A 23556-nucleotide genomic window follows, 5' to 3' on the forward strand; every position below is an offset into this window, starting at 1 on the left:
ATGAGCGATCTGATCGAAACCCGGCTCGTCACCCTGGATGCGCATCTAGGTTCCACGAGTACCGACGTCATCCAGTACCTGGCCCAGCAGATCACGCAGGCCGGGCGAGCCGCCAGCGCTGCCGAATTGGCCGAGCATGCCTTGGCCCGCGAGGCGAAGACGGCCACCGGCGTGCCCGGCGGCATCGCGATTCCGCATTGCCGATCAGCAGCGGTCACCGTTCCCACCCTGGCCATGGCCCGGCTGGGCACCCCGGTGGACTTCGGTGCCAAGGACGGCCCGGCAGATCTGGTCTTCTTCATTGCCGCCCCGGAAGGCGCCGACAAGGAGCACCTGAAGCTGCTCTCCAAGCTGGCCCGCGCACTGGTGAAGAAACCCTTCACCGCGGCCCTGCGTGCAGCCAGGAGCAACGAGGAAATCGTCGCGTTGGTCTCCGAAGTACTCTCCGATGCCCCCGCCGCACCAGCTGCACCAGCAGCAGCACCCGCTGCCACGGCGCGGCCGAAGATCGTGGCCGTCACCGCCTGCCCGACCGGCATCGCCCACACCTACATGGCCGCCGATTCCCTGGCACAGGCCGCCGAAGAACTCGGCATTGACTTCGCTGTGGAAACCCAGGGGTCCTCGGGGTCCAAGCCGTTGGATCCGGCATTGATCACCCAGGCCGACGCGGTGATCTTTGCGGTGGACGTCGACGTGCGCGACCAATCGCGGTTCGCCGGCAAGCCAGTGATCCAGGTTCCAGTCAAACGCGGTGTGGATGAACCCGAAAAGCTGCTCAAGGATGCCTTGGCCGCGGCCAAGGATCCGGCGGCCCGCAAGGTACCAGCCGGCAACGAAACGGCAAGCGAGCGCTCCACGGATTCTGCTTCCGAGGGCTTCGGCGCTGGCCTGAAGCGCGCGCTGCTCACCGGTGTCTCCTACATGATCCCGTTCGTCGCCGGTGGCGGCCTGCTGATCGCTCTGGGCTTCTTGCTCGGCGGCTATGCCATCACTGATGCAGCAGACCAGTACTTGACCGAAAATACGCTGTTCAATCTGCCGGAAGCTGGCTTGCTGGCCTACCTCGGCGCGGTGGCGTTCAAGATCGGTGGCCTGTCCATGGGCTTCCTGGTCCCGGCGCTGGGCGGTTACATCGCCTATGCCTACGCCGACCGTCCGGGCATCGCCCCGGGCTTCACCGCGGGTGCCGTGGCAGGCTTCATGGGAGCCGGGTTCATTGGCGGCATCGTCGGCGGCGTTATCGCCGGCCTGGCCTGCCGCTGGATCAATTCCTGGACCGTGCCACGCTGGCTGCGCGGGCTGATGCCAGTGGTCATCGTGCCGTTGCTCGGTTCCATCATCGCTTCGGGCCTGATGTTCTTGTTCCTTGGCGGACCGATTGCCCAGCTCACCGAAGCCCTCAACGGCTGGCTGGCGGGCATGTCCGGCACCGCGGCGGCGATCCTCGGCCTGGTCCTGGGCCTGATGATGGCCATCGATTTGGGCGGGCCGATCAACAAGGTCGCTTATTCCTTCGCGGTAGCCGGCTTGGGCGCCGGTTCGGTGGCCGATAACCCGGCCCCGCTGATGATCATGGCCGCCGTGATGGCTGCCGGCATGGTTCCGCCGCTGGCGATGGCCCTGGCCACCGCAGTGTCCCCGAAGCTGTTCACCGGGGCGGAACGCGAAAACGGCAAGGCGGCCTGGCTGCTGGGTGCCGCGTTCATCTCCGAAGGCGCCATCCCCTTCGCCGCGGCCGACCCGCTGCGCGTCATCCCGGCCTCCATGGTGGGTGCCGGGGTCACCGGCTCGCTGATCATGAGCTTCGATGTGCTCTCCCAGGCACCGCACGGCGGCATCTTCGTCTTCTTCGCGATGGACAGCACCTGGCCGATGTTCCTGGTGGCCACCGTGATCGGCACGCTGGTTTCCGCGGCGCTGGTGATCATCCTGAAGAAATATGTCCGCAAGGCCCCCGCACGGGCCGCTGAAGAGGCAAAGGCCGCAGCATGAGCCAGAAATTCACCGGAGTAGGCGTCAGCGCCGGACGGGTCATCGGATCCGTGCGCCGCATGCCCGACCCCATCCTCCCGCCCGCCGACGGCGCGCCCCTGCCAGCAGGTTCCAGCGCGGAAGCCGAATCCCTGCGCCTGGCCGAGGCCACGCAGGCGGTCGCCGCGCAGCTCAAGGAACGCGCGGCGCAGGCCACCGGCGATGCCCAAGCCGTGCTCAAGGCCACCGCGCTGATGGCCAGCGACCGCACGCTGCTCAAGTCGGCCACCAAGCTGGTGGCATCGGGCACCTGCGCCGAATCGGCCATCTGGGAGGCCGCCGACGCGGTCGCCACGCAGCTGTCGGCGCTCGGCGGCTACATGGCCGAACGCGCCGGGGATGTGCTCGATGTGCGCTCGCGCATCGTCGCCGAGCTGCGCGGCGTGCCCGCCCCGGGCATCCCGGACTCCGACCAGCCCTTCATCCTCGCCGCGGTGGACCTGGCTCCGGCCGATACCGCGACGCTGGATCCGGCCAAGGTCCTGGCACTGGTCACCTCCGATGGCGGGCCGCAATCGCATACCGCCATCATCGCGCGCTCGCTGGGCCTTCCGGCCATCGTGGCCGCTGCCGGCACCACAGCGCTGGCCGACGGGGACCATGTCTTCGTGGACGGCATCGACGGGCTGGTCATCACCGGTCCCGGCGAGGCCGAAGAGCATCTGGCCGCCACCTACGCCAACCGCGAGGCGCTGCCGGAGTTCTCCGGCACCGGGCAGCTGCGCGACGGGCACCGCGTGCCGCTATTGTCCAATGTCGGCAGCGGCGACGACGCGCAGCTGGCCGCCGCGGCGGGCGCCGAGGGCGTGGGCCTGCTGCGCACCGAGTTCTGCTTCCTGGGCAAGGACAAGGAGCCTTCCCATGACGAGCAGGTGGCAGCCTATGGTGCGGTCTTCGCCGCCTTCCCCGGCAGCAAGGTCGTGGTGCGCACCTTGGATGCGGGAGCGGACAAGCCGCTGCCCTTCCTGACCGATGCCAGCGAGCCGAATCCGGCCCTCGGCGTGCGCGGCTACCGCACCGACCTGTCCAGCCCGGGCGTGCTCGAACGCCAGCTGCAGGCCATTGCGCAAGCCGCCGGCGAGCACCAGGCCGAGATCTGGGTGATGGCGCCGATGATTTCCACTGCGTCCGAAGCGCAGGAATTCGCGCAGCTGGCCAAGGCCGCTGGCCTGGCCACCGCTGGGACCATGATCGAGGTCCCTTCGGCGGCGGTGCTGGCGGGCCAGATCCTGCAGCGCTGCGATTTCGTCTCCATCGGCACCAACGACTTGACCCAGTACACCATGGCCGCGGACCGCCAGCTCGGCGCCCTGGCCGAGCTCAACGACCCCTGGCAGCCGGCAGTGCTGCACCTGGTGGCCGCCACCGCCGCCGGTGCGCAGGCGGCCGGCGGCAAGCCCGTCGGAGTGTGCGGCGAAGCGGCCGCCGACCCGGCGCTGGCCGTGGTGCTGGTGGGCCTGGGCGTGGACACCCTGTCCATGAACAAGCGGGCGTTGGCACCGGTTGCCGCGGTGCTGCGCACCGTGGACCTGCCCACTGCGCAGCGCCTGTCCCAGCTGGCCTTGGACGCCGAGTCGGCCGAGGCGGCACGCACTGCCGTGCGCGCGCAGCTGGGCGAGCTGGACCGATTTGGCCTCTAGGCCCCCCGAATTTACCGCAATCAACCGTTCAAGAGATCCTGAAGGAGCCATCATGGCAGAACGTACAGCAATCATCGGCAGCCGCGTCGGCCTGCACGCCCGCCCGGCAGCCATCTTCGCCGAGGCCGCGGCCGAGGCGCCGGTCGAGGTCACCATCGCCCTTCAGGGCGAGCCCGTGGACGAGGCGCTGGACGCGTCCAGCATCCTCTCGCTGATGGGCCTGGGCGCGGAATACGGAACCACCGTAGTGCTGCGCGCCGAGGGCGAAGGAGCCGAAGCTGCCCTGGAGCAGTTGGCGGCCATCCTGGAAACCGACCACGACGCCGAGTAGCCCGAAGCCGAGCTCCGGGGGCCACGCGCCATCGCGTGGTCCCCGGAGTTCTTTAATTCCCATCCACTGATTGACAAAACCCAATCAGTGGATGGATGATAGTTCCTACGCACTACCGCAGGAGCTTTAATGAGCGCGCTCAAAACCTCTGCACTGCGCCTCATCAAGCCGTTCGCCTACCGCGACTACGCCCTGCTGGCCAGCGCACTTGTCCTCTCCACCTTCGCCGCCGGCATGTGGGCCGTGGCAATGGTCTACCAGGTGCGCCAGCTGGGCGGCGGGCCCATCCAGCTTTCTGCCGTGGCCACTGCCAGTGCCGCCGGGCTGCTCTGCTTTGTGCTGCTCGGCGGGATCATGGCGGACCGCCATTCCTGCCGGCGGATCGTGATGCTGGTCGAGGCGCTGTCGCTGGCAGTCATGGGCATCACCGCGGTACTGGCCATGGCCGGTGCCCTGGAGCTGTGGCACCTGATGCTCGCCGGCTTCTGCGGCGGGGCCGGGTCGGCCTTCTTCTACCCCGCCTACTCCGCGCTACTGCCCAAAATGCTGCCCGCCGAGCAGCTGCTGGCCGCCAACGGACTGGAAGGGACAGCCCGGCCGGTGGTGCACACCGCCCTGGGCCCGATGGCCGCCGGATTCGTGGTGGCGGGACTCTCGCCGGCGCACGCCATCGTCGGCATCTGCGTAATCCACCTCGCGGCGCTGCTGATGCTGCGCCGGATCCCCAACCGCCAGGCGTACAACGCGCCAGGCCCCGTTGACGGCCAGGGACAGCCCGGGATGTTCCGGCAGCTGCGCGAAGGCATCGGCTACACGGTGCGCACCCGCTGGCTGCTGTGGACGCTGCTGTTCTCGGTCATTTCGGTGTTCACCTTCATCGGGCCCTTCGAGGTGCTGCTGCCCTTCATCGTCAGCGGCAACCTGCACGGGGACGCGACACTGTTCAGCTTCGCACTGGCCTTCTTCGGCCTCGGTTCGGCGATCGGCTCGCTGCTGGTCGCGTCCGCGAAATTCCCGCGGCGCTACTTGAGCTTGATGACCGCCTGCTGGTGCCTGGGCACCTTGCCCCTGGCCCTGGTGGGCTACGTCGATGCCGCGTGGATGCTCTTCGCGATCCTGCTGGCCTTCGGCATCACCGATGCCGTGGGCATGGTCATCTGGGGCACCTTGCTCCAGCGCCGGGTTCCCGGACACCTGCTCGGGCGGATCTCCAGCCTGGATTTCTTCGTTTCGCTGGCGCTGATGCCGCTGTCCATGGCGGCGGCGGGACCTTTGACCCAGGTGCTCAGCTTGCAGGCGATATTCGTCATTGCCGGCCTCGCCTCGCCGCTGTTCGGAATCATCGCATGGTGGGCCGGGAAATTTGCCCGCGACGAGATAGCGCATCCGCTCTCGGACCCCGTTCCGGCGGCGCTGGACGGCGAGCGCAGCTGACCGGTTGCGACCAGCTGGCGCGGGGCCGGCGCTGATCAAACTCCCAGCAGATTTCCGCGTGTAGTTCCCGGGCACGGACCGGGCATGGCGGGAAGGTGGAAGGATGACTTCTCGATTGCCCGGCAAGGCGCGCCTGGCCCTGCTGGCCCTGTTGGCGCTGGGCCCGGCATTCCTGGTTTCCTGTTCCCCTGCACCAGCGCCTGCTCCCGATGCGCAGCCCACGGGCTCCGCGGCAAGCGAGCAGGTGGATTGCGCCGTGGCTCGATGCGTGGCGCTGACCTTCGATGACGGACCTGGCCAGTACACCGGGCGGCTGCTCGACGAGCTGAAGGCCGCGGATGCGCCAGCCACCTTCTTCATGGTCGGGAAGAACATTGCCAAATACCCCGACGCGGTCAAGCGCATGGCCGCCGAAGGCCACCAGCTGGGCAGCCATACCTGGGACCATGCGGATCTCACGACGCTGACCAGGGAACAGATCCAGCATGAGCTGGGATGGACCAGCGAAGCGGTAGAAAAGGCCTCCGGCCACGAGCCCACCGTCTTCCGCCCGCCCTATGGGAATCACGGTGCCGTCTATGACCAGCTGGTGCCCTACCCCTTGGTGCTGTGGGATGTTGACACCCTGGATTGGAAGCACCACGATCCGGAGAAAACGGTGCGCATCGCCATGGACGAAGTCCATCCGGGCTCCATCATCTTGATGCATGACATCCATGAGAGCTCGGTCAAGGCACTGCCGGATCTCGTGGAGAAGCTGAAGGCCGATGGCTACACCCCGGTCACCGTGGACCAGCTATTCAATGGCCAGCTGGAGAATTCGACGGCCTATGCTTCGGCTCCTGCTTCCGGCGCAACGAAATAGTCTTGCGCCGCGCAGGTGCTCAGGGGGCCTGCTCTGCGTACAGCCGCAGCTGGTCCAGCTTGTCCCCTTCGCTTTCGCGGATATTTGCCGCCAGCTCCTCGCACTGCTCCACCGTCAGGTCCGGGTTGATGATTGCCACCTGCAGCACTACCTCGGTATGCCCCGCGTCGTCCTTCAGGTCGTAGCGGTAGGAGAGCCCATCGGGATTCTCCGAGGTGTGCAGGATCAGCAAGCGGTTCTCGATCAGGTCATGGACGCGATACACGCGTTCATGGCCGGCAACGCGGTAAACCAGCTGGGTGCCGACCTTGAGCTGCGGGTCGTCCGAATGCATGGAGCCGATCCCATGGATCCACAAGGGTGTTGCTGCCCAATCGGTAAGCAGCTCCCAGACACGGTGCACCGGCAGGTGAATGACCACGGTGCTCTCGAAAACGCTGAACTGGCTCATATCCGCATAGTGCCACCCTCGGCGGCCAAATGGAATAGCTTCATGGCTGTTGGCATGCAATCCGGTTTCCGGCCTCTGGGCGGCAGAAGGCTTACCAGTCTTCTTCGTCGTCGCCATCCGCCTCGGAGATACCGAGTTCCGGCTCATTCTCGAGGTCGAAGTTGTACCAGGCCTCGGTGAAGTCAACCATCGCATCCAACGCATCCTGCGCGTCGGAATCCAGGGCTTCCAGCGCCTCGGGGCTGTTGAGCACTGCGGTCACCGCGAGGAATGGGTGATTATCGAAGTAATCGGTGGGGGTGGCCTCCCCATTGAACGTCAAGTTCTCGCTCTGCGCGAAGAGGTCGACGTACTGAGCCACTGCCTCGGGCAGACGGCTCAGATTAATGCCAGTCAGGGACTCATTGTAGATTTCAGCAGTTGCGTCAGCCCACTGCTCAATGAGCTCTTCGCTCATCTGTGCCATCAGATTATCCACCTCGTGGTTGGGGTTCTAGTGCTCACGGGAATCGGTAGCAATTCATCTTATTTCTTCAGCGGGCGCGTGCCAAGACAGAAAGGCCCACGGCGTTGTGATCTTTTCCGCGTAGGTTCCTGCTCACTGGTTCGGGACGCCGAGGGACGGGATATCGGGCATGTCCGGCAGCGAAGGGATCGAGTATTCACGGGGCTGGGAATCCGGAGTTTCCACATCCTTGAGCTGATTCAGCAAGTTTTCGTCGAGGACGCTATCCTGGCTTGGATGGCGGGGCTCCGGGGGCGAATCCAGCGAACCCTCCACTCCCGATATGAGCAGCCCCAGCGATGCAGCCGCGGCAAACAGCCCGGCGAACAGATGCACCCCGATGAAATACAGGCCGCCGATATTGCCGCGAAGCATGGCCAAGTTCCGGTTTTTGGCCGAGGAGCTGACAGCCAGCCCGTAGGCAAAGGCATTTTCCTTGAATCCAAGACGGACTTGGGCTGCCAGCAAGGAAATGCCAGGCACCAGCAGTCCGGCGGCCACCGATCCGGCTGGCACGGCAGCGATCCTGCTTTCATTGGCCAAGCAAATCCCTAAGAACACTAGCTGGATGAGCGCCAGGCACGCCCGCTTCCAGAAGCCAGCCGCGTGCAAGCCGCTGCACCGGACCAGGTACCGGCGTTGCTCGTGGCGGTCGGAGCCCTTTCTTGGCGGGCCAGCATTTTCTTGCAGGATCCACAGTGCTCCTAGCTGGCTTGCCAGCACACCGAGCAGCATCACGATGATGCCAGCCACCGGCAGGAAACAGCCCAGGACCGCTCCGCTCGTGCTCAGGAGCCAACCAATCCGGTAGGCGCGAATGGCTCGGGGCAGTTTGGGGAAGCGCGCATCAATGTCCTTGGCGTAGCCGGCGGGCAACGATCTGGCCGCCTTGCTGTACGCCTTCTTGTTCCACCATCCAAAGAGCCCGGCCGCGATGGCAATGGCGGCAATCGCCAGCAGCGCCCCGGTTCCACCAGCCCGCTGCCCCAGGGCAGCGGCAACTGCCAGCACCGGAGTGAAAAGCCAGAACCGATTAGCGTAGGCAGTTTGCTTCGCAACGAAGGTTTCCGCGTAGTCCTGATGCAGGCCTTCGTTCATCGGATCCATGGATATCAATCCACGCAGCACATCGCCTTGTTCCCCAACGATTTTTTCGCCATTGCCGATACTTCCGGCCGCCCGCAACAGCCCCTGGTGATTGGGGTCGATCTGCAGCCCGGATTGGAGGAATCCGAGAGCCGCCCGGTTGTCATCTTGGGCTTCGGCAGCAATTGCCGCGCCCTGGTAGTAGTCGGGGTTCCCCGGCTCCAGCCGAATCGCGTGCTCGATGGCTTGGCGGGCCAGCACCCTGTCATCGTTGCTCCGAATATCGCTGAGCGTGATCATGCTCAGCCAGTAGTGCCCGTTGCCGTATTCCGGTTCAGTTTCGATTACCTGCCGGATCGCCAGCAGTGCCTCCTCCCGTCGATGCTGGCGCATCAGGGCGACGGCCAGGCACTCCCCGGCCACCGGGTTGGCAGGATCCAGATTCAGCCCGGCTCTGGCAGCGGACTCCGCTTTGGCCCACTGCTTGAGGTTCAAATGGCATGACGAATAGAGGATCCAGAAGGCAGGGACCTGATGGTGCTCGTTGAGGTTATCCTTCAGCAAGGCAATCGCTTCGGTTTCCCGTCCGATCGCCAGGTGGTGGGTGATCCGGTGATGCAGTCGCTCGAATTCCATGCGGTGTACTCCCCCGGTGCTTTCTAGAGCATGTTCTGCGAAACCAGATACTCGGATAAATCATCGTAGCGGCCATGCTGGTTGCTGAAGCGCACCACATTTCGCGCGGATTCCAGCCACGGCAAAGTCGACGCCTTGATTTCCGCCAGGGCAGTTCTGATATGGCCCATGTCCAAGGGGAGAACCTCGTTGCGCTCGATGGATTGCATCATTGCCTTCTCGGCGGCAGTGGTGCACACGTGCTCCAGGTCCGCACCCGAGAATCCGTCGGTCTGTGCCGCAATCCATTCCAGGTCGATTCCGGCAATCGGGCGGTTCTTCAAGTGGTACCGCAAGATGGACTCACGTGCCGGCGCGTCCGGCGGAGTCACCAGCAGGGTCCGGTCCAACCGGCCTGGACGCAGCAGTGCTTCGTCCAGATCCCATGGATGGTTGGTAGCCCCCAGAACGTAAAGGCCATCGTTGTTTCCCGCAAGCGAATCCATCTCGATCAGCAGCTGATTGACCATCTGGCGCATCCACGCGCCGGATCCAGTCAGCGAACCGCGGCGGATGCCGATGGCATCAATCTCATCGATGAAGAGAACCGTTGGAGCATTCTTGCGGGCCTGGTCGAAAATCGCCTTGAGCCGCTTTTCCGTTTCACCGATGTAGGAGTCAACCACATCGGTAATGGTGACAGACATGAAATTGGCTTTCAGCTCACCGGCCACCGCGCGAGCCAGGAAAGTCTTGCCGCATCCCGGTGGCCCATACAGCAGCAGCCCGCCGCGCAATGATTTGCCAAAAGCCTTGGCAATTGCGGCGTTGCGCATCGGTGCCAGGAAGGATTCGTGCAGGCGGTCCTTGACCGCCTGCAAGCCACCCACATCATCCAGGGTGACTCCCGGTCCGGCCGGGTTCTCGATGGGAACATCCGGGGCATCGGACCCCGCATCCGAGTGCAGTGGGACCCGTCCTTCAATAAAGGGCGCCGGCAGCGAACTGCCGAGTTCCTTGGAACCTGCTTCCCAGTCGTAGCCTGGTGGCGTGTCGTTCTGCTGGTTTCCAGCCGGCGCGGCATCCGCTGCGGGTGCGACGGGCGCCTGCGGGGCCATCGCTGCGGCCATCGACGCGCTGATCGTTCCAAGCATTCCCAGCGCGGACGCGTTCCCCGGATCCTGCTGCAGCACGATGCTGACATGGGACAGCGCTTCGGCGGATCGACCGGCACCATCGAGCTGTTCAGCCAGGTGCAATCGCAGGGCATGGTCGTCCGGCGCTGCTTCCACGGCCCGGAGGAGGCTAGCAATAAGGGCATCGTTCATTCTAGGGCCGCTCCACGGTTGAAGGTCTCGGTCTGTTGCCTCTGCTGGTTAAAGTATCCAGCGGGTATCGCTAGAAACGACACCCGCTGGAATTATACGTCGCAGACCCGTCTGTTCGCTGAGCGCACCCAGTACCTAGTAGGCCTTGATTCCCTGCTCTACCACCAAATGGATCAACGCGAATTTCTTGTTTTCGTCAATGGCCTTCAGCGCATTTTCCAAGGCAGCCGGGACATCTGAATCATTCTCGACGCGGACGCCGAACCCGCCGAAGGACTGCGCCATCAGCGCGAAGTCGGGGTTGGCCAGCTGGGTTCCGGAAACCCGTTCCGGGTACTGGCGTTCCTGGTGGGTGCGGATGGTGCCGTACTGCTGGTTGTCCATGACGATCACCAGCGGGGTGGCGCCGTACTGGGCAGCGGTAGCCAGTTCCTGGCCATTCATCAAGAACTCGCCGTCACCTGCGATGGTCACCACGCGGCGTCCCGGGTAGTTCAGCGAAGCGGCGACGGCGGAAGGGATCGAGTAGCCCATGGAACCGTTGCGTGCCGAGAGCATCGAAGCGTAGCCGTTGGTTGGGAAGTAGCGGTGGGCCCAGTTGGTGTGCTCGCCCGCGCCGAAGGTCACCAGGGCGTCTTCGGGCAGGGATCCAACCAGATTAGCCATCATGGTCGCCATCCTCGCCTGGCCCGCGGAAGGCTGCGCTGGTGGAAGTTCGGCGAACTTCTCCTGCTCGCCGCGCATCCGGGAAGTCCACTCCTTCCAGGATTCTTTGACCGGCAAATCCATCAGCAGCAGGTCGCGAACGAAGACATCGGGCTTGGCGACAATCTGGTGCGATACCGGGCCGGAACGCCCGCGCAGCGACGGGTCGATGGTGACCAGGAAGTTCTTCTTGTCCCAGTTCTGGCGGACATTGAAGCCGTCGGTGATGACGTCGCCTGGAACCGTGCCGACGAAGATCAGCAGATCAGTCTCTTCCAGCAGGTCGTAGGTCGGTTTGGGGCGGCCGTAGCCGATCGGGCCAACATAGGATGGCGAGTTGAAAGGCACGGTACCCTCGCAACGCCATTCGGCAGCGGCTGGCAGGTCGTGTTCCTCGAGCCAACGGGTGAAGTCCGCTGCGCCTTCGTGGGACCAGTCGTTGCCGCCGAAAATGAACAGCGGCTTATCCGCTTCCTGCAAGGCGGTATTCAGCGCCTTCCAGTCGGTCACGGTCATGCCGCCGGTAGCCACCGGGATTTCCGGATGGACTTCGGCGGAAACTTCGTTGCGGATGATGTCTTCTGGCAGGCCGACGACCACCGGGCCCGGGCGTCCGGACATGGCAGCGAACATGGCCTCGGCGACGACTTCGCTGGCGCGATCGGCGTGGTCCAGGATCATCACGCGCTTGGCGCCGGTGCCGAACCATGCCTTGGGATCGAATTCCTGGAAGGCTTCCTTTTCACGGTGCTCGAACGGGATCAGCCCCACGAACAGCACCAGCGGGGTCGAATCCTGCCATGCGGTATGCAGGCCGACGTGGGCGTTGGCAGCTCCCGGGCCACGGGTCACCATGGCAATGCCGGGGCGCTGGTGCATCTTGCCTTCAGCTTCGGCCATGTAGGTGGCTCCGCCTTCGTGGCGGCAGACCACGGTTTCGATTGGCGAGTTGTGCAGCCCATCAAGGACATCCAGGTAGCTTTCACCCGGCACCACGTAGGCGCGTTCCACGCCGTGCGCGGCAAGCGTGTCGACAATGACGTGTCCGGCCGACTTCTTTGTCAGGCCCTGACCATTTTCACTCATCTTCTAGGCGTCTTTCTGGTTTCGAGAAATCGTCTGACGCAACGGCGGGGAAAACGGCCCTGCTGGCCAATGATGCAACGCTGCGTCAACGTGAAACAGTACTAAACAAGCTGCGATTGCACACATTGCCGATCGAATGCTACGCATATGTGACACGATGCCGTATGTGAATCATATTTGAGCGCAAAATGTCCAGAAAGTTTCACTGAATGGAACGGTTTGCTTCGTCACATTGCGGCTGGCCAGAGCAGTGCGGTGGGCAATGTTCGCGATTTCCATTGATCGGCAGCGCCAGCACTAGTAGCCTGTGATGCAACAAAAGTTTACTTACAGTAAGCGCTGCCTTCATCCGGACATCGAGGTTCTCCATGGAATTCATCAACGGCGCGATTGTCGCCGCCTACCTGGCCGCAATGCTGGCCTTTGGCTGGTGGGGCAAATCCCGCACCAAGAACAGCAGCGACTACCTGGTGGCCGGCCGGCGCCTGGGCCCCTTCCTCTACACCGGAACCATGGCGGCAGTGGTGCTCGGCGGAGCCTCGACCGTTGGCGGCGTTGGCCTGGGCTACAAGCACGGAATCTCCGGCATGTGGCTCGTGGTGGCTATTGGCGCAGGCGTGATCCTGCTGTCGCTGGCTTTCGCCCCGACGCTGCAGAAGCTCAAGGTCTTCACCGTTTCGCAGATGCTGACCCTGCGCTACGGCAGCGCGGCGGCAACCAATACCTCCGGCATCGTCATGCTGGCCTACACGCTGATGCTCTGCGCCACCTCCACCAGCGCCTACGCCACCATTTTCGTGGTGCTCTTCGGCTGGGAGAAATGGCTGGCCATCGCCATCGGCGGCGCGATTGTTGTGGTCTACTCGACCATTGGCGGCATGTGGTCCATCACCCTGGCCGACCAGGTGCAGTTCATCATCAAGACCATCGGCATCTTCGCCCTGATGCTGCCCTTCTCCATGCATGCCGCCGGCGGCCTGGACGGCATCCGCGAGCGCATGGGCGCCGAATTCTTCAGCTTCACCGGCATGGGGCTGCAGTCGATCATCACCTACTTCGTGGTCTACACCCTGGGCCTGCTGATCGGCCAGGACATCTGGCAGCGCGTCTTCACCGCCAAAACCCCGAAGGTCGCCCGCTGGGGCGGGATGACCGCTGGCATCTACTGCATCTTCTACGGCGCTGCCGGCGCACTGATTGGCATGGCCGCGAAGGTGGCGCTGCCGAATATCGCGGGCGCGGCGGAGAACAAGGACGTGGTTTATGCCGAGGTCGCCACTCAGCTGCTGCCAGTTGCCGTGGGAGGTTTGGTCATGGCCGCAGCCGTGGCCGCGATGATGTCCACCGCCTCCGGGGCGCTGATCGCCGCCGCAACCGTGGCCCGCACCGACGTCACCCCATTTGCGGCCAGCTGGTTCGGCAAGCGCGTGGAAGTGAATACCGATGAGAACCCCGAGCATGATGTTCGCGCCAACCGCATCTGGGTGATGGCGCTGGGCGTCGTCACGGTCACCTTGGCAATCCTGGTGGACGACGTGGTCGCAGCACTGACCATTGCCTACGACATCCTGGTGGGCGGATTGCTGGTGGCAATCATCGGCGGCCTGCTGTGGAAGCGCGCCAATGGCGCTGGGGCCACAGCCTCCATGGCGGCAGGATCAATAGCTACTTTGGGCACGATGATCATCTTGGAGATCCAGGCTGAGAACAAGTTCGACGGCGTCTACGCCAATGAGCCGATCTACTACGGCCTGATCGCTTCGGCAGTAGCGTTCATTGCTGTTTCGCTGTTGACCAAGCCCACTAGCCGGCAGGTGATCGAGCACTGGAACCTGCGAGTTGCCGGCAAGACCCACGGCACTCGGGCCAGCACTACAGCACAGGAATCAACACTCTAGGCCAGTAGGCAGCATCGAAGCGAACCCTTGTATTCGAGCCTCGGGCTCAGTGTTGCTCAGCCTTGATCACTACTGAGCACGGGGATCGTTTTGCTCCTCGATATTCGGCGCCGCAGAATTGACTGCGCAGGACTCCAAGTGGGCTATGAAATTCTGAGGCCACATTTCAGCAGGGCCCTCTTTGCCGTACAGGAACTTGCAAACGCCAGTTTTGCAACGTTGGAATCTGGGCATCTTTATCGTTCCCGCAAAGTTGAAACCCTTCATTGCCGCTCTGTCGCTGATGCTCAAACTTTTCATCACCTGATGACGGGGTGCACACGGCCACCATCACCGACCACGGCTGCTCAAAGACCTGACCGTGAACCTGGCCTTGGGAAACTGCGACATGCACGCTGGGGACATCGGGCTGACCATCGACCGCGGAACCGTGCGGCTGGCTCCGGCCTACGATGTGGTCCCCACTGCCGTATGGGAGCACGCCGGCCGAGAGCTGTCCCTGTACGTAGGCTCCGGCGTGCACATCGACGAGGTCAACGGCAGGCACTTGATGGACGAAGCGGCCTCTTGGGGTGTCCCTGCGAAAATTGCCGCCAGGCAAATACGCACTACCCTGAAGGCAATGCTGGATGCGTTCCCGGAGCTCATCGAAAAATCACGCGCAGAAGGCTGGTTCACCCTCATGCTCCTCGGCGTTGCCGCTGACACCAGAGAGCGCATCGACCGGCTCATCCCGCCAAGCACATAACCACTAGGGGGTTGCCCCCTGGCTCATTCCTCACTGGCTTCTCGCATGGTCGCGTCGATAGCAGATTCGTCTGGCTCCGGTTTGCCATTAGGAAATATGAAAGATGCCGCACCTCGTTTGCCGGCTGCCAGAACCTGTCCGCATCGTTTCTGATAATGACTGCGCTGACAGTAGCCTCTTCTGGCATTCGGCTTCCGCCTTGATACGTTCACGTGTTGGTTGCGCATGTCCGTCACTACGACCATGCGCTTTTCAATCCTAGGAATTCCGCTTGACATGACAGAAGCTGGTCACCTGCTCGGCTCAGGGCCGCGCACACGAAAAAGGAGCTATCGCAGTTCATTCATTAATGAACTGCGATAGCTCCTAAGTCCCGGGAACTTAGTCCTGGATCAGATCGTGGCGCACGATGGTCTGATCGCGGTCCGGGCCTACGCCGATGGCGGAGATCCGGGTGCCGGAGATCTTCTCCAATGCCAGGATGTAGTTCCTTGCGTTCTCCGGAAGCTCTTCCATGCTCTGCGCACCCGAGATGTCCTCGGTCCAGCCCGGGAAGTACTCGAAGATCGGCTTAGCGTGGTGGAACTCGGTCTGCGTCATCGGCATTTCGTCGTGGCGGACGCCGTCAACGTCGTAGGCCACGCATACCGGGATCTGCTCGATGTTGGTGAGCACATCCAGCTTGGTCACGAAGTAGTCGGTGAAGCCGTTCACGCGCGAAGCGTGGCGAGCCAGCACAGCGTCGTACCAACCGCAACGACGCGGGCGTCCGGTGTTTACGCCGAATTCGCCACCGGTCTTCTGCAGGTAGAGGCCCATGTCGTCGAACAGCTCGGTAGGGAACGGACCAGCACCCACGCGGGTGGTGTAGGCCTTGATGATGCCGATGGAGCGGGTGATGCGGGTCGGGCCGATGCCCGAACCCACGGACGCGCCACCAGCAGTCGGGTTGGAGGACGTCACGAATGGGTAGGTACCGTGGTCCACGTCCAGGAAGGTGGCCTGGCCGCCTTCCATCAGCACGACCTTGTCCTCGTCCAGAGCCTTGTTCAGCTCGTAGGTGGAGTCGATGACCAGCGGGCGCAGGCGCTCGGCGTAGGAGAGGAAGTACGAGACGATTTCCTCGACCTCGACGCTGCGGCGGTTGTAGATCTTGACCAGCAGCTCGTTCTTCTGGCGCAGTGCGCCTTCGACCTTCTGGCGCAGGATGGACTCGTCGAAGACGTCCTGTACGCGGATGCCCAAGCGTCCGACCTTATCCATGTAGGCCGGGCCGATGCCGCGTCCGGTGGTGCCAATGGCACGCTTGCCCAGGAAGCGCTCGGTGACCTTGTCCATGGTCTGGTGGTACGGGGCCACCAGATGCGCGTTGGCCGAGACACGCAGCTTCGAGGTGTCGGCGCCGCGCGATTCCAGGCCGTCGATTTCTTCGAAGAGGGCTTCAAGGTTCACCACGCAGCCATTGCCGATAATCGGAGTGGCGTTCGGAGAAAGGATGCCGGCAGGAAGGAGCTTGAGCTCGTACTTCTCTCCGCCGACGACCACGGTGTGCCCGGCGTTGTTGCCGCCGTTTGGCTTCACTACATAGTCAACCTTGCCACCGAGCAGGTCGGTAGCCTTTCCTTTACCCTCATCGCCCCATTGGGCTCCGACGATCACGATTGCTGGCATGGGATCCTCCCCCTTGCAAAAAGCAGTGGTTACGGCGTGCTTAGCGCCGTCCCGGCACGGTGCCGGGCAAAAAATATGCCCCTGTCCTGCTCACTGAAACCCGGAGGTCCGTTGCAAGAGTTAGGGGCTCTTACGACCAAAGTTTACCGAAACGATTAGCGAATCTCGAGTTGCACGTCACGAAGTCGGGGTTAATCATGGATATCAACGAGTTTCTCGCGCAGACTTGACCCTGAGATAGTGTGAGGGCGGAGAACTGAAGCATGTTATCCATCGGGGCGTTTGCGCAGATCGGCCAGGTTACCCACCGCATGCTGCGGCATTGGGATACTGCCGGCCTGCTCACCCCCGCCCATGTGGCCCCGTTCAGCGGCTACCGTTCCTATGATCCTTCCCAGCTTCAGCGTTTGCATCAAATCGTCGCCTTGCGGGATTTGGGGTTCGGGCTCGAAGAGATTTCCATAATCCTGGATCAGGGAGCAACAGCTGGAAAAATAGCCGAGCTTCTGCACATTCGCCGGGCGCAGGTTGAGGCCGAACACCAGTTGGCCACGCAGCGTTTGGCAGATGTGCAGCGGCGCCTGCACTTGATCTCCAAGGAGAAGCACATGTCACGCATTGAAATCATCCACAAGCCATTGCCCGCGTTGCGCTTGGCCGCAGGCCGTTTCACGGTGGCCGAGCAACCTGAAATCGCCGGTCGCGTCGGTCCCCTCTTCGACAGAATCGCGCAGTCCCTTCAGGGCCAGAGCCTTGCCACCCCCATTGCGCAATACGATGGCACCGAGGATGGCGTAGAGGTCATTGCCGGATACGCCACTAGCGCTATGAACCTCGCCGGGGTCGAGATCATCGAGCTTCCTGCAGTGCCCGAGGCGATCTGCGGGGTGCATCTGGGAGCCATGGACACCATCCATGAAAGCTGGCAGGCCGTGCACGAGGAAGTCTTGGCCCGCGGGCTAGTCCCATCCGGTCCGTGCCGCGAAGCCTATGTGCGCGCCGTGTCGGAAAACCAAGCGGATTGGGTGACCGAGCTGCAGCAACCGGTCAGCAAGCCTCAGCCAACCAGCTGATGCGGGGCCTCCAGCAGGTCTCCCACTACGCTGCGCGCGGCGCCGACCAGCGCACCGGTTTGGCCCAGCGGCGAACACAGCAGCCGCGCTTGGGCGGCAATGCTTGGCGCGTGCACCTGCAGGCTGGCTTCCATGGCAGGACGCAACCACTGCTCCAGGGCGGCAAAATGCCCGCCAAAGACCACGGTGGAAACGTTGTACAGGCGCATCGCCGAGGCTACGGCAATTCCCAGGGATTTTCCGGCCTCGGCCACCGCGCCCACTGCCGGTTCGGCACCGGTTTCCAGCGCTTGGTAGAGCCGGCCAATTCGCTCCTGGCGCGATTCGCTACCGCCTGCCGCCCCGAGGTTGGCAGCGGCCAGAATAGCTTCCTGCCCGGCGACGGTTTCCAAGCAGCCACGCCCGCCGCAGCTGCACGCCTTGCCCTCGGGGGCGATCACCACATGGCCGAGTTCGCCGGCATGCCCCTGGGGTCCGGCAAAGAGTTCAGCGTCGATAATCAATCCGCCGCCGATGCCCACTTCCCCCGAGACAAAGAGGAAGTCGCGGTCCTGGGCCTCCATCAATTGCTGCTGGGCCAGCGCCGAGGCGTTGGCCTCGTTGAAGAGCCTGAAGCGGGTTTTGGGTTCGGGCAGCAGCGCCGCGACGTCCAGGTCCTGCTCCACCCAACCGAGGTTGGGGGCCTGCAAGACGGTGAACTGCTCCTCGTCCACCAAGCCCGGGACGGCGAGCGCTCCGCCAAGAATCGCCAGTCCTTGGGATTGGGCCGCTTCTTGCAGATTGCGGCTCAGTTCCCCCAGCGCGGCGAGCACTTCTCCGGAGTTCGAGCGGTGATTGGTGCGCGGCCGGATTTCGTGCGCCAGCAGTTTGCCGCTCAGGTCAACTAATCCGGCGGCAATGTAGTCGACATTGATTTCCATGCCCATCACGCAGCGCGCGGGATTGAGCACCAGCCCCACCGAGGGTCGTCCGCGTTCCCCGTCGCGGTGCACGCCGATTTCAATGGCCAACCCGGCAGCCAACAGGTCGGCGACCAGGCTGGAGACCGAGGCCTTGGTCAATTGGCTGCGCTGGGCGATATCAGCTCGCGATAGCCTCCCGGCATCGCCGGTGCCGGCAATCACCGACAGGACCCTGGCCAAGTTGGCTTTGCGCACGTCCCCGACGTTGCCCGGGGCCGAGGATGCTGCGGCTCTGGCGCTGGACGCTGGTTGGCGCATGCCTTCTCCTTGTGGAAATTCCTGGAATGGATTTGCGGGTTTCGCTATTGACTCTAGCGTATTGCCACCCATATAGTTCAGAACATAAACTAAATGGCGGAAGCCATACCACCCCGATCCAAGGATGCATCCCATGACTCTTCAGCCAACCGCCGCCGACCGCTTCACTTTTGGACTGTGGACCGTGGGATGGACCGGTGCCGATCCCTTCGGTGTCGCCACCCGCAAGAACCTGGACCCGGTAGAAGCCGTCCACAAGCTCGCCGAACTCGGCGCCTACGGCATCACCTTCCACGACAATGACCTGATTCCTTTTGACGCCACCGCTTCCCAGCGCGAGCAGATCCTTTCGGACTTCCGCGCAGCACTGGAAGAAACCGGCCTGAAGGTCCCGATGGTGACCACCAACCTGTTCAGCCACCCGGTGTTCAAGGACGGCGGCTTCACCTCCAACGACCGCTCGATCCGCCGCTTCGCACTGGCCAAGGTCCTGCACAACATCGACCTGGCAGCCGAGATGGGCGCCGAAACCTTCGTCATGTGGGGCGGCCGCGAAGGCTCCGAATACGATGGCTCCAAGGACCTGGCAGCAGCACTGGACCGCATGGGCGAAGGCGTGGACACCGCGGCCGGCTACATCAAGGACAAGGGCTACAACCTGCGCATCGCGTTGGAGCCGAAGCCAAACGAACCACGCGGCGACATCTTCCTGCCCACCGTTGGCCACGGCCTGGCTTTCATCGAGAAGCTGGAACACGGCGACATCGTTGGCCTGAACCCGGAAACCGGCCACGAGCAGATGGCTGGCCTGAACTTCACCCATGGCATCGCCCAGGCGCTGTGGGCAGGCAAGCTCTTCCACATCGACCTCAACGGCCAGCGCGGCATCAAGTACGACCAGGACCTCGTCTTCGGCCACGGCGATCTGACCAGCGCCTTCTTCACCGTTGACCTGCTGGAGAACGGCTTCCCAACCGGCGGACCGAAGTACGACGGCCCACGCCACTTCGACTACAAGCCATCGCGCACCGACGGCTACGATGGCGTCTGGGACTCGGCCAAGGCCAACATGTCCATGTACCTGATGCTCAAGGAACGCGCACAGGCATTCCGCGCAGATCCAGAAGTACAGGATGCCATGAAGCTTTCCGGTGTCTTCGAACTGGGCGAAACCACCCTGAACGCTGGCGAAACCGCAGCACAGCTGATGAACGATGCGGCAAGCTTCGCCGACTTCGACGCCAACGCCGCGGCGCAGCGCAACTTCGCGTTCATCCGCCTGAACCAGCTGGCTATCGAGCACCTGCTCAACGCCCGCTAAACCCCGCACACCCACCCCACCGAAGGAAGCAGCCCGAACAATGACGCTCGTTGCCGGCATCGACTCGTCCACCCAATCATGCAAGGTGGTCATCCGCGACGCCGCAACCGGCGCATTGATCCGCTCCGGACGCGCCTCGCACCCTGAGGGCACCGAAGTGGATCCAGAGTTCTGGTTCACTGCGATGCAGGCTGCTATCGCCCAGGCCGGCGGCCTGGATGATGTAGCCGCAGTTTCGGTGGGTGGGCAGCAGCACGGCATGGTGGTGCTCGATGAATCGGGCACCGTCATCCGTCCGGCGCTGCTGTGGAATGACACCCGCAGCGCCCAGTCCGCCACCGACATCATTTCCGATGCCGGTGACGGCGATATGGAAGCCGGCGCCAAGTACTGGGCACAGCGCACCGGCACCCTCCCGGTCTCGTCGATCACGCTGGCCAAGCTGCGCTGGCTGAAGGACAACGAACCGGAAAACGCCGCCAAGGTCGCCGCCGTCTGCTTGCCGCACGACTGGCTGTCCTGGCGACTGGCCGGTTACGGTCCGGGCAGCGGCGCCGAAGGCTTGGCCGCCCTGCGCACCGATCGCTCCGATGCCTCGGGCACCGGATACTACCGTCCAGCCGAAAACGCCTACGACCTCGAGGCGCTGGAGCAGCACCTGGGCCACGCCCCGCTGCTGCCAGCCGTTGCAGGGCCGCTGGAATCCATTGGCCGCACCGCGTCTGGCGCATTGATCGGTGCCGGCGCGGGCGATAACGCCGCAGCCGGATTGGGCGTAGGCGCCAAGGTGGGCGATGCGGTGATGTCCCTGGGCACCTCCGGCACCGTCTTCGCGGTTGCCGATTCCCCCTCGGCAGATGCTTCCGGCCTGGTGGCAGGCTTCGCCGACGCCACCGGCAACTACCTGCCGTTGGTATGCACCCTGAACGCCACCCGCATCTTCGACGCCACTGCCAGCCTGCTGCAGGCCAGCCTCGAAGAATTCAATGACCTGGCGCTGTCCGCCGCCCCGGGCTGCGACGGCCTGGCCTTGCTGCCCTACTTCGACGGCGAGCGCACCCCTAACCTGCCAGAGGCCACCGGCTCCCTGCATGGCATCACCCGAGCCAACTACACCGCCGCGAATCTGGCCCGCAGCGCGGTGGAAGCGGTAGTTTGCTCGCTGGCCGACGGCCTGCGCGCACTGGAAGCGCAAGGTGTCCAAGCCCAGCGCGTCATCCTGGTCGGCGGTGGCGCGCAGTCCCGCGCGGTCCAGCAGATCGCCGCGCAGATCCTGGGCTTGCCAATCGTGGTCCCCGCCCCGGGCGAATACGTGGCCGATGGAGCCGCCCGCCAGGCGGCCGGCGTCCTGGCCGGAGAATTCCCCCACTGGGCACAGGGCACTGCCCAAGTCCCGGCGATGGAACCGGCCCCGCAGGTACTGGAACGCTACCGCGCACTGGTTTCCAGCCAGTGGCTCGACAAGTAGGGAATAGCCGTGGAACTGCGCAACAGGGAACTGAACTGGGCCGGAAATCTTGAATACCGGGCCAAAGAACTGCTCTACCCCACCAGCCTTGCACAGTTGCAGAACCTGGTGCGTGCTGCAAAATCCGTGAAGGTCCTGGGATCGCGCCATTCATTCAATGACATCGCCGATACACAGGAGCTGATGATCTCTCTGGCCAAGATGCCAGAAGCCATCGAGATTGATGAGCAGGCAATGGCCGTGCGCGTCAGCGCCGGCACTACCTACGGCGCCCTGGCTGATGCACTGCAACGCGCCAGCTTTGCCCTGCACAATCTCGCCTCCCTGCCGCATATCTCGGTTGCCGGGGCGGTATCCACGGGAACCCACGGTTCCGGCGAAACCCATGGCAACCTCGCCACCGCCGTGCGCGCGGTGGAACTGGTGCTGGCCGATGGCTCGCAGCTGAGCGTGAAGCGCGGCGGCGAGGATTTCAATGGCATCGTGGTCGGCCTGGGTGCGCTGGGCGTGCTGACCCACCTCACCTTGGATATCGTGCCCAGCTTCGAGGTGGAGCAGACCGTCTACCAGGACCTGTCCTGGGACAAGGTGCTCGAGGACTTCGACACCATTCAGGCTTCGGCCTACAGCGTCAGCCTGTTCACTGACTGGAGCGGCGAGCAGGTAGGCCAGGCCTGGCTCAAGCGCCGGGTCGGCGACGCGCTGGCAGAGCATATTGACCAGGGCCGATTCGGCGGGTTCCCGGCGACCGCTGCGCTGCACCCGCTGCCCGGCGCAGATGGCGGGATCTGCAGCATCCAGTTGGGCCAGGCCGGTGCATGGTCGGATCGCTTGGCGCATTTCCGCATGGACTTCACCCCCAGTGCCGGCGATGAATTGCAGACCGAATACCTGGTTCCGCGCGAGCACGCTGTCGAAGCGATCCAGGCTGTCCGCAGGCTTTCTCCCGCCATCACTCCCCTGTTGCTGGTCTCGGAAGTGCGCACCATTGCCGCCGATGACCTGTGGCTCAGTGGAAACTACGGCCGTGACGGCATCGCCCTGCACTTCACGTGGAAGCCCCAGCAGGAGGCTGTCGAGGCGCTCCTTCCACGGATCGAGGAAGCATTGGCACCTTTTGCGGCACGCCCGCATTGGGGCAAGCTCTTCGCAGCCACCGGCGCGCAGCTGGCCGGGCTGTATCCGAAGTTCAACGACTTCATTGCCTTGGCGCAGCGCCTGGATCCGTCCGGCAAGTTCCGCAACGACTTCCTGGACCGCACGGTGTTTGGAGCCTGAACGCGCACAGGCGTTGCGACTAGACTTGTCACCATGGCATTGACTCAGTTAACGGTCGTGGACACCGCGGTCGGCATCCTGCAACAGTTCGGGTTGGCTGATTTGTCGATGCGCCGATTGGCCAAGGAACTCGATGTCCAGGTCGGTGCGCTCTACTGGCATGTGAAGAACAAGCAGGAGCTGCTGGCGCAGGTTGCCGCCCAGCTGCTGAACACCCCTGCGCTGTCGGTGGATGCCGAGGACTACAATTCCCCATCCGAGGCAATCCTGCAGCTGGCGCGCAAGCTCTACCTCGCGTTGCTGCCGATCCAGGACAGCCCCGAGGTCATCGAAGTCGCCACCGCAATGCAGGCCACCGAGCTCCAGCCGGTGCTGCAGCTTCGCACCCTGCTGGAAGCAGCAGGGCTGCCTGCCGAAAATGCCCGCCATGGACAACAGCTGCTGCTGAACCACGTGCTCGGCTCGGTCGCCTACCGCCAGAACCTCGTGCAGCTCGATGTCGATGCACCCCTGGCTGACGGCTTCGACTGGGGCCTGCAGCGGGCCGTAGCCGGCCTGGTCGGCTAGCGCCTCGCGCCGGGACGTCCTCAACCAAACTTGCCAGGTAGTCTTTCGCTTCCTGCACCGAGGCGGCAAGCAGCCAGGCTGCTTTGCACTGGATCTCCAGGTACGCGAACTCGGCCAATGCCATATCAGCCACCCAACGCGCAATCACTGGCGTGCCGCACATCCGAGCGGCGGCGATCCGTTCCTGCGCGAAGTCCGGGTACGGTTGGGCGTCCTGCGTGCCAGGTCGTGG

General features: G+C 63.7%; 18 protein-coding genes and 1 pseudogene. 12 read left to right on the forward strand and 7 right to left on the reverse strand.

The window, feature by feature from the left end; translation table 11 throughout:
• From ACNPN0_RS07890 to ACNPN0_RS07910, 5 genes are all read left to right on the forward strand, one after another.
• Positions 1-1995 (forward strand): PTS fructose transporter subunit IIABC, encoded by a 1995-nt coding sequence (locus ACNPN0_RS07890; protein WP_448938040.1) that lies wholly within the window; start codon positions 1-3, stop codon positions 1993-1995.
• Positions 1992-3674 carry a phosphoenolpyruvate--protein phosphotransferase gene (gene ptsP / locus ACNPN0_RS07895; protein ID WP_448938039.1) on the forward strand — a complete coding sequence of 561 codons (1683 nt, stop codon included), beginning with the start codon at positions 1992-1994 and terminating at the stop codon, positions 3672-3674. Before ACNPN0_RS07890 ends, ptsP begins: the two co-directional genes overlap by 4 nt.
• Positions 3675-3726: 52 nt before the next feature.
• Positions 3727-4005, forward strand: a complete 279-nt coding sequence (locus ACNPN0_RS07900; protein ID WP_105657931.1) for an HPr family phosphocarrier protein — start codon at positions 3727-3729, stop codon at positions 4003-4005.
• A gap of 129 nt (positions 4006-4134) precedes the next feature.
• Positions 4135-5439, forward strand: coding sequence for an MFS transporter (locus ACNPN0_RS07905; protein ID WP_448938038.1), 1305 nt, complete (start codon positions 4135-4137; stop codon positions 5437-5439).
• 103 nt (positions 5440-5542) lie between these two features.
• A complete protein-coding gene (locus ACNPN0_RS07910) occupies positions 5543-6304 on the forward strand; it encodes a polysaccharide deacetylase family protein (RefSeq protein ID WP_448938037.1) in 762 nt (253 codons plus the stop codon).
• 19 nt (positions 6305-6323) lie between these two features.
• Here ACNPN0_RS07910 and ACNPN0_RS07915 read toward each other — a convergent pair whose 3' ends face one another.
• From ACNPN0_RS07915 to ACNPN0_RS07935, 5 genes are all read right to left on the reverse strand, one after another.
• Positions 6324-6755: an SRPBCC family protein gene (locus tag ACNPN0_RS07915; protein ID WP_166650869.1), complete on the reverse strand. Its 432-nt coding sequence runs from the start codon at positions 6753-6755 to the stop codon at positions 6324-6326.
• 91 nt (positions 6756-6846) lie between these two features.
• Positions 6847-7221: a hypothetical protein gene (locus ACNPN0_RS07920; protein ID WP_105657927.1), complete on the reverse strand. Its 375-nt coding sequence runs from the start codon at positions 7219-7221 to the stop codon at positions 6847-6849.
• A 132-nt stretch (positions 7222-7353) separates the two neighbouring features.
• Positions 7354-8982: a hypothetical protein gene (locus tag ACNPN0_RS07925; protein WP_448938036.1), complete on the reverse strand. Its 1629-nt coding sequence runs from the start codon at positions 8980-8982 to the stop codon at positions 7354-7356.
• Positions 8983-9005: 23 nt separating this feature from the next.
• Positions 9006-10289, reverse strand: coding sequence for an AAA family ATPase (locus ACNPN0_RS07930; protein WP_448938877.1), 1284 nt, complete (start codon positions 10287-10289; stop codon positions 9006-9008).
• A 135-nt stretch (positions 10290-10424) separates the two neighbouring features.
• A complete protein-coding gene (locus tag ACNPN0_RS07935; RefSeq protein WP_400343165.1) occupies positions 10425-12080 on the reverse strand; it encodes a thiamine pyrophosphate-dependent enzyme in 1656 nt (551 codons plus the stop codon).
• Positions 12081-12448: 368 nt separating this feature from the next.
• Between ACNPN0_RS07935 and ACNPN0_RS07940 the strand changes: the two genes are divergently transcribed.
• Positions 12449-13978: a sodium:solute symporter gene (locus ACNPN0_RS07940; RefSeq protein WP_448938034.1), complete on the forward strand. Its 1530-nt coding sequence runs from the start codon at positions 12449-12451 to the stop codon at positions 13976-13978.
• Between the two features lie 337 nt (positions 13979-14315).
• A pseudogene (locus tag ACNPN0_RS07945) lies at positions 14316-14726 on the forward strand (HipA domain-containing protein); the annotation flags it as partial.
• A 381-nt stretch (positions 14727-15107) separates the two neighbouring features.
• Here the strand turns inward: ACNPN0_RS07945 and ACNPN0_RS07950 are convergent.
• Positions 15108-16397, reverse strand: a complete 1290-nt coding sequence (locus ACNPN0_RS07950) for an adenylosuccinate synthase (protein WP_388024618.1) — start codon at positions 16395-16397, stop codon at positions 15108-15110.
• Between the two features lie 263 nt (positions 16398-16660).
• Between ACNPN0_RS07950 and ACNPN0_RS07955 the strand changes: the two genes are divergently transcribed.
• Positions 16661-17470 (forward strand): MerR family transcriptional regulator, encoded by an 810-nt coding sequence (locus ACNPN0_RS07955; protein ID WP_448938878.1) that lies wholly within the window; start codon positions 16661-16663, stop codon positions 17468-17470.
• Here the strand turns inward: ACNPN0_RS07955 and ACNPN0_RS07960 are convergent.
• Positions 17455-18690, reverse strand: coding sequence for an ROK family transcriptional regulator (locus ACNPN0_RS07960; protein WP_448938033.1), 1236 nt, complete (start codon positions 18688-18690; stop codon positions 17455-17457). The genes ACNPN0_RS07955 and ACNPN0_RS07960 overlap by 16 nt on opposite strands.
• A gap of 133 nt (positions 18691-18823) precedes the next feature.
• On the opposite strand from ACNPN0_RS07960, the gene xylA reads away from it, so the two are divergent.
• From xylA to ACNPN0_RS07980, 4 genes are read left to right on the forward strand one after another with little or no spacing between them, the layout of a single operon-like run.
• Complete coding sequence (gene xylA, locus ACNPN0_RS07965; protein ID WP_448938032.1) at positions 18824-20011, forward strand: xylose isomerase; 1188 nt, start codon at positions 18824-18826, stop codon at positions 20009-20011.
• Positions 20012-20051: 40 nt separating this feature from the next.
• Positions 20052-21479 carry a xylulokinase gene (xylB, locus tag ACNPN0_RS07970; RefSeq protein ID WP_448938031.1) on the forward strand — a complete coding sequence of 476 codons (1428 nt, stop codon included), beginning with the start codon at positions 20052-20054 and terminating at the stop codon, positions 21477-21479.
• 9 nt (positions 21480-21488) lie between these two features.
• Positions 21489-22757, forward strand: a complete 1269-nt coding sequence (locus ACNPN0_RS07975; RefSeq protein ID WP_448938030.1) for an FAD-binding protein — start codon at positions 21489-21491, stop codon at positions 22755-22757.
• Positions 22758-22790: 33 nt separating this feature from the next.
• Complete coding sequence (locus tag ACNPN0_RS07980; RefSeq protein WP_448938029.1) at positions 22791-23324, forward strand: TetR/AcrR family transcriptional regulator; 534 nt, start codon at positions 22791-22793, stop codon at positions 23322-23324.
• Positions 23325-23556: the final 232 nt, after the last annotated feature.

Source organism: Glutamicibacter sp. AGC84 (assembly GCF_053543575.1).

Coding starts and splice junctions, on each gene's coding strand:
- ACNPN0_RS07890 (WP_448938040.1), top strand. CDS start 1: ATGAGCGATCTGATCGAAACCCGGCTCGTCACCCTGGATGCGCATCTA.
- ptsP (WP_448938039.1), top strand. CDS start 1,992: ATGAGCCAGAAATTCACCGGAGTAGGCGTCAGCGCCGGACGGGTCATC.
- ACNPN0_RS07900 (WP_105657931.1), top strand. CDS start 3,727: ATGGCAGAACGTACAGCAATCATCGGCAGCCGCGTCGGCCTGCACGCC.
- ACNPN0_RS07905 (WP_448938038.1), top strand. CDS start 4,135: ATGAGCGCGCTCAAAACCTCTGCACTGCGCCTCATCAAGCCGTTCGCC.
- ACNPN0_RS07910 (WP_448938037.1), top strand. CDS start 5,543: ATGACTTCTCGATTGCCCGGCAAGGCGCGCCTGGCCCTGCTGGCCCTG.
- ACNPN0_RS07915 (WP_166650869.1), bottom strand. CDS start 6,755: ATGAGCCAGTTCAGCGTTTTCGAGAGCACCGTGGTCATTCACCTGCCG.
- ACNPN0_RS07920 (WP_105657927.1), bottom strand. CDS start 7,221: ATGGCACAGATGAGCGAAGAGCTCATTGAGCAGTGGGCTGACGCAACT.
- ACNPN0_RS07925 (WP_448938036.1), bottom strand. CDS start 8,982: ATGGAATTCGAGCGACTGCATCACCGGATCACCCACCACCTGGCGATC.
- ACNPN0_RS07930 (WP_448938877.1), bottom strand. CDS start 10,289: ATGAACGATGCCCTTATTGCTAGCCTCCTCCGGGCCGTGGAAGCAGCG.
- ACNPN0_RS07935 (WP_400343165.1), bottom strand. CDS start 12,080: ATGAGTGAAAATGGTCAGGGCCTGACAAAGAAGTCGGCCGGACACGTC.
- ACNPN0_RS07940 (WP_448938034.1), top strand. CDS start 12,449: ATGGAATTCATCAACGGCGCGATTGTCGCCGCCTACCTGGCCGCAATG.
- ACNPN0_RS07950 (WP_388024618.1), bottom strand. CDS start 16,397: ATGCCAGCAATCGTGATCGTCGGAGCCCAATGGGGCGATGAGGGTAAA.
- ACNPN0_RS07955 (WP_448938878.1), top strand. CDS start 16,661: ATGTTATCCATCGGGGCGTTTGCGCAGATCGGCCAGGTTACCCACCGC.
- ACNPN0_RS07960 (WP_448938033.1), bottom strand. CDS start 18,690: ATGCGCCAACCAGCGTCCAGCGCCAGAGCCGCAGCATCCTCGGCCCCG.
- xylA (WP_448938032.1), top strand. CDS start 18,824: ATGACTCTTCAGCCAACCGCCGCCGACCGCTTCACTTTTGGACTGTGG.
- xylB (WP_448938031.1), top strand. CDS start 20,052: ATGACGCTCGTTGCCGGCATCGACTCGTCCACCCAATCATGCAAGGTG.
- ACNPN0_RS07980 (WP_448938029.1), top strand. CDS start 22,791: ATGGCATTGACTCAGTTAACGGTCGTGGACACCGCGGTCGGCATCCTG.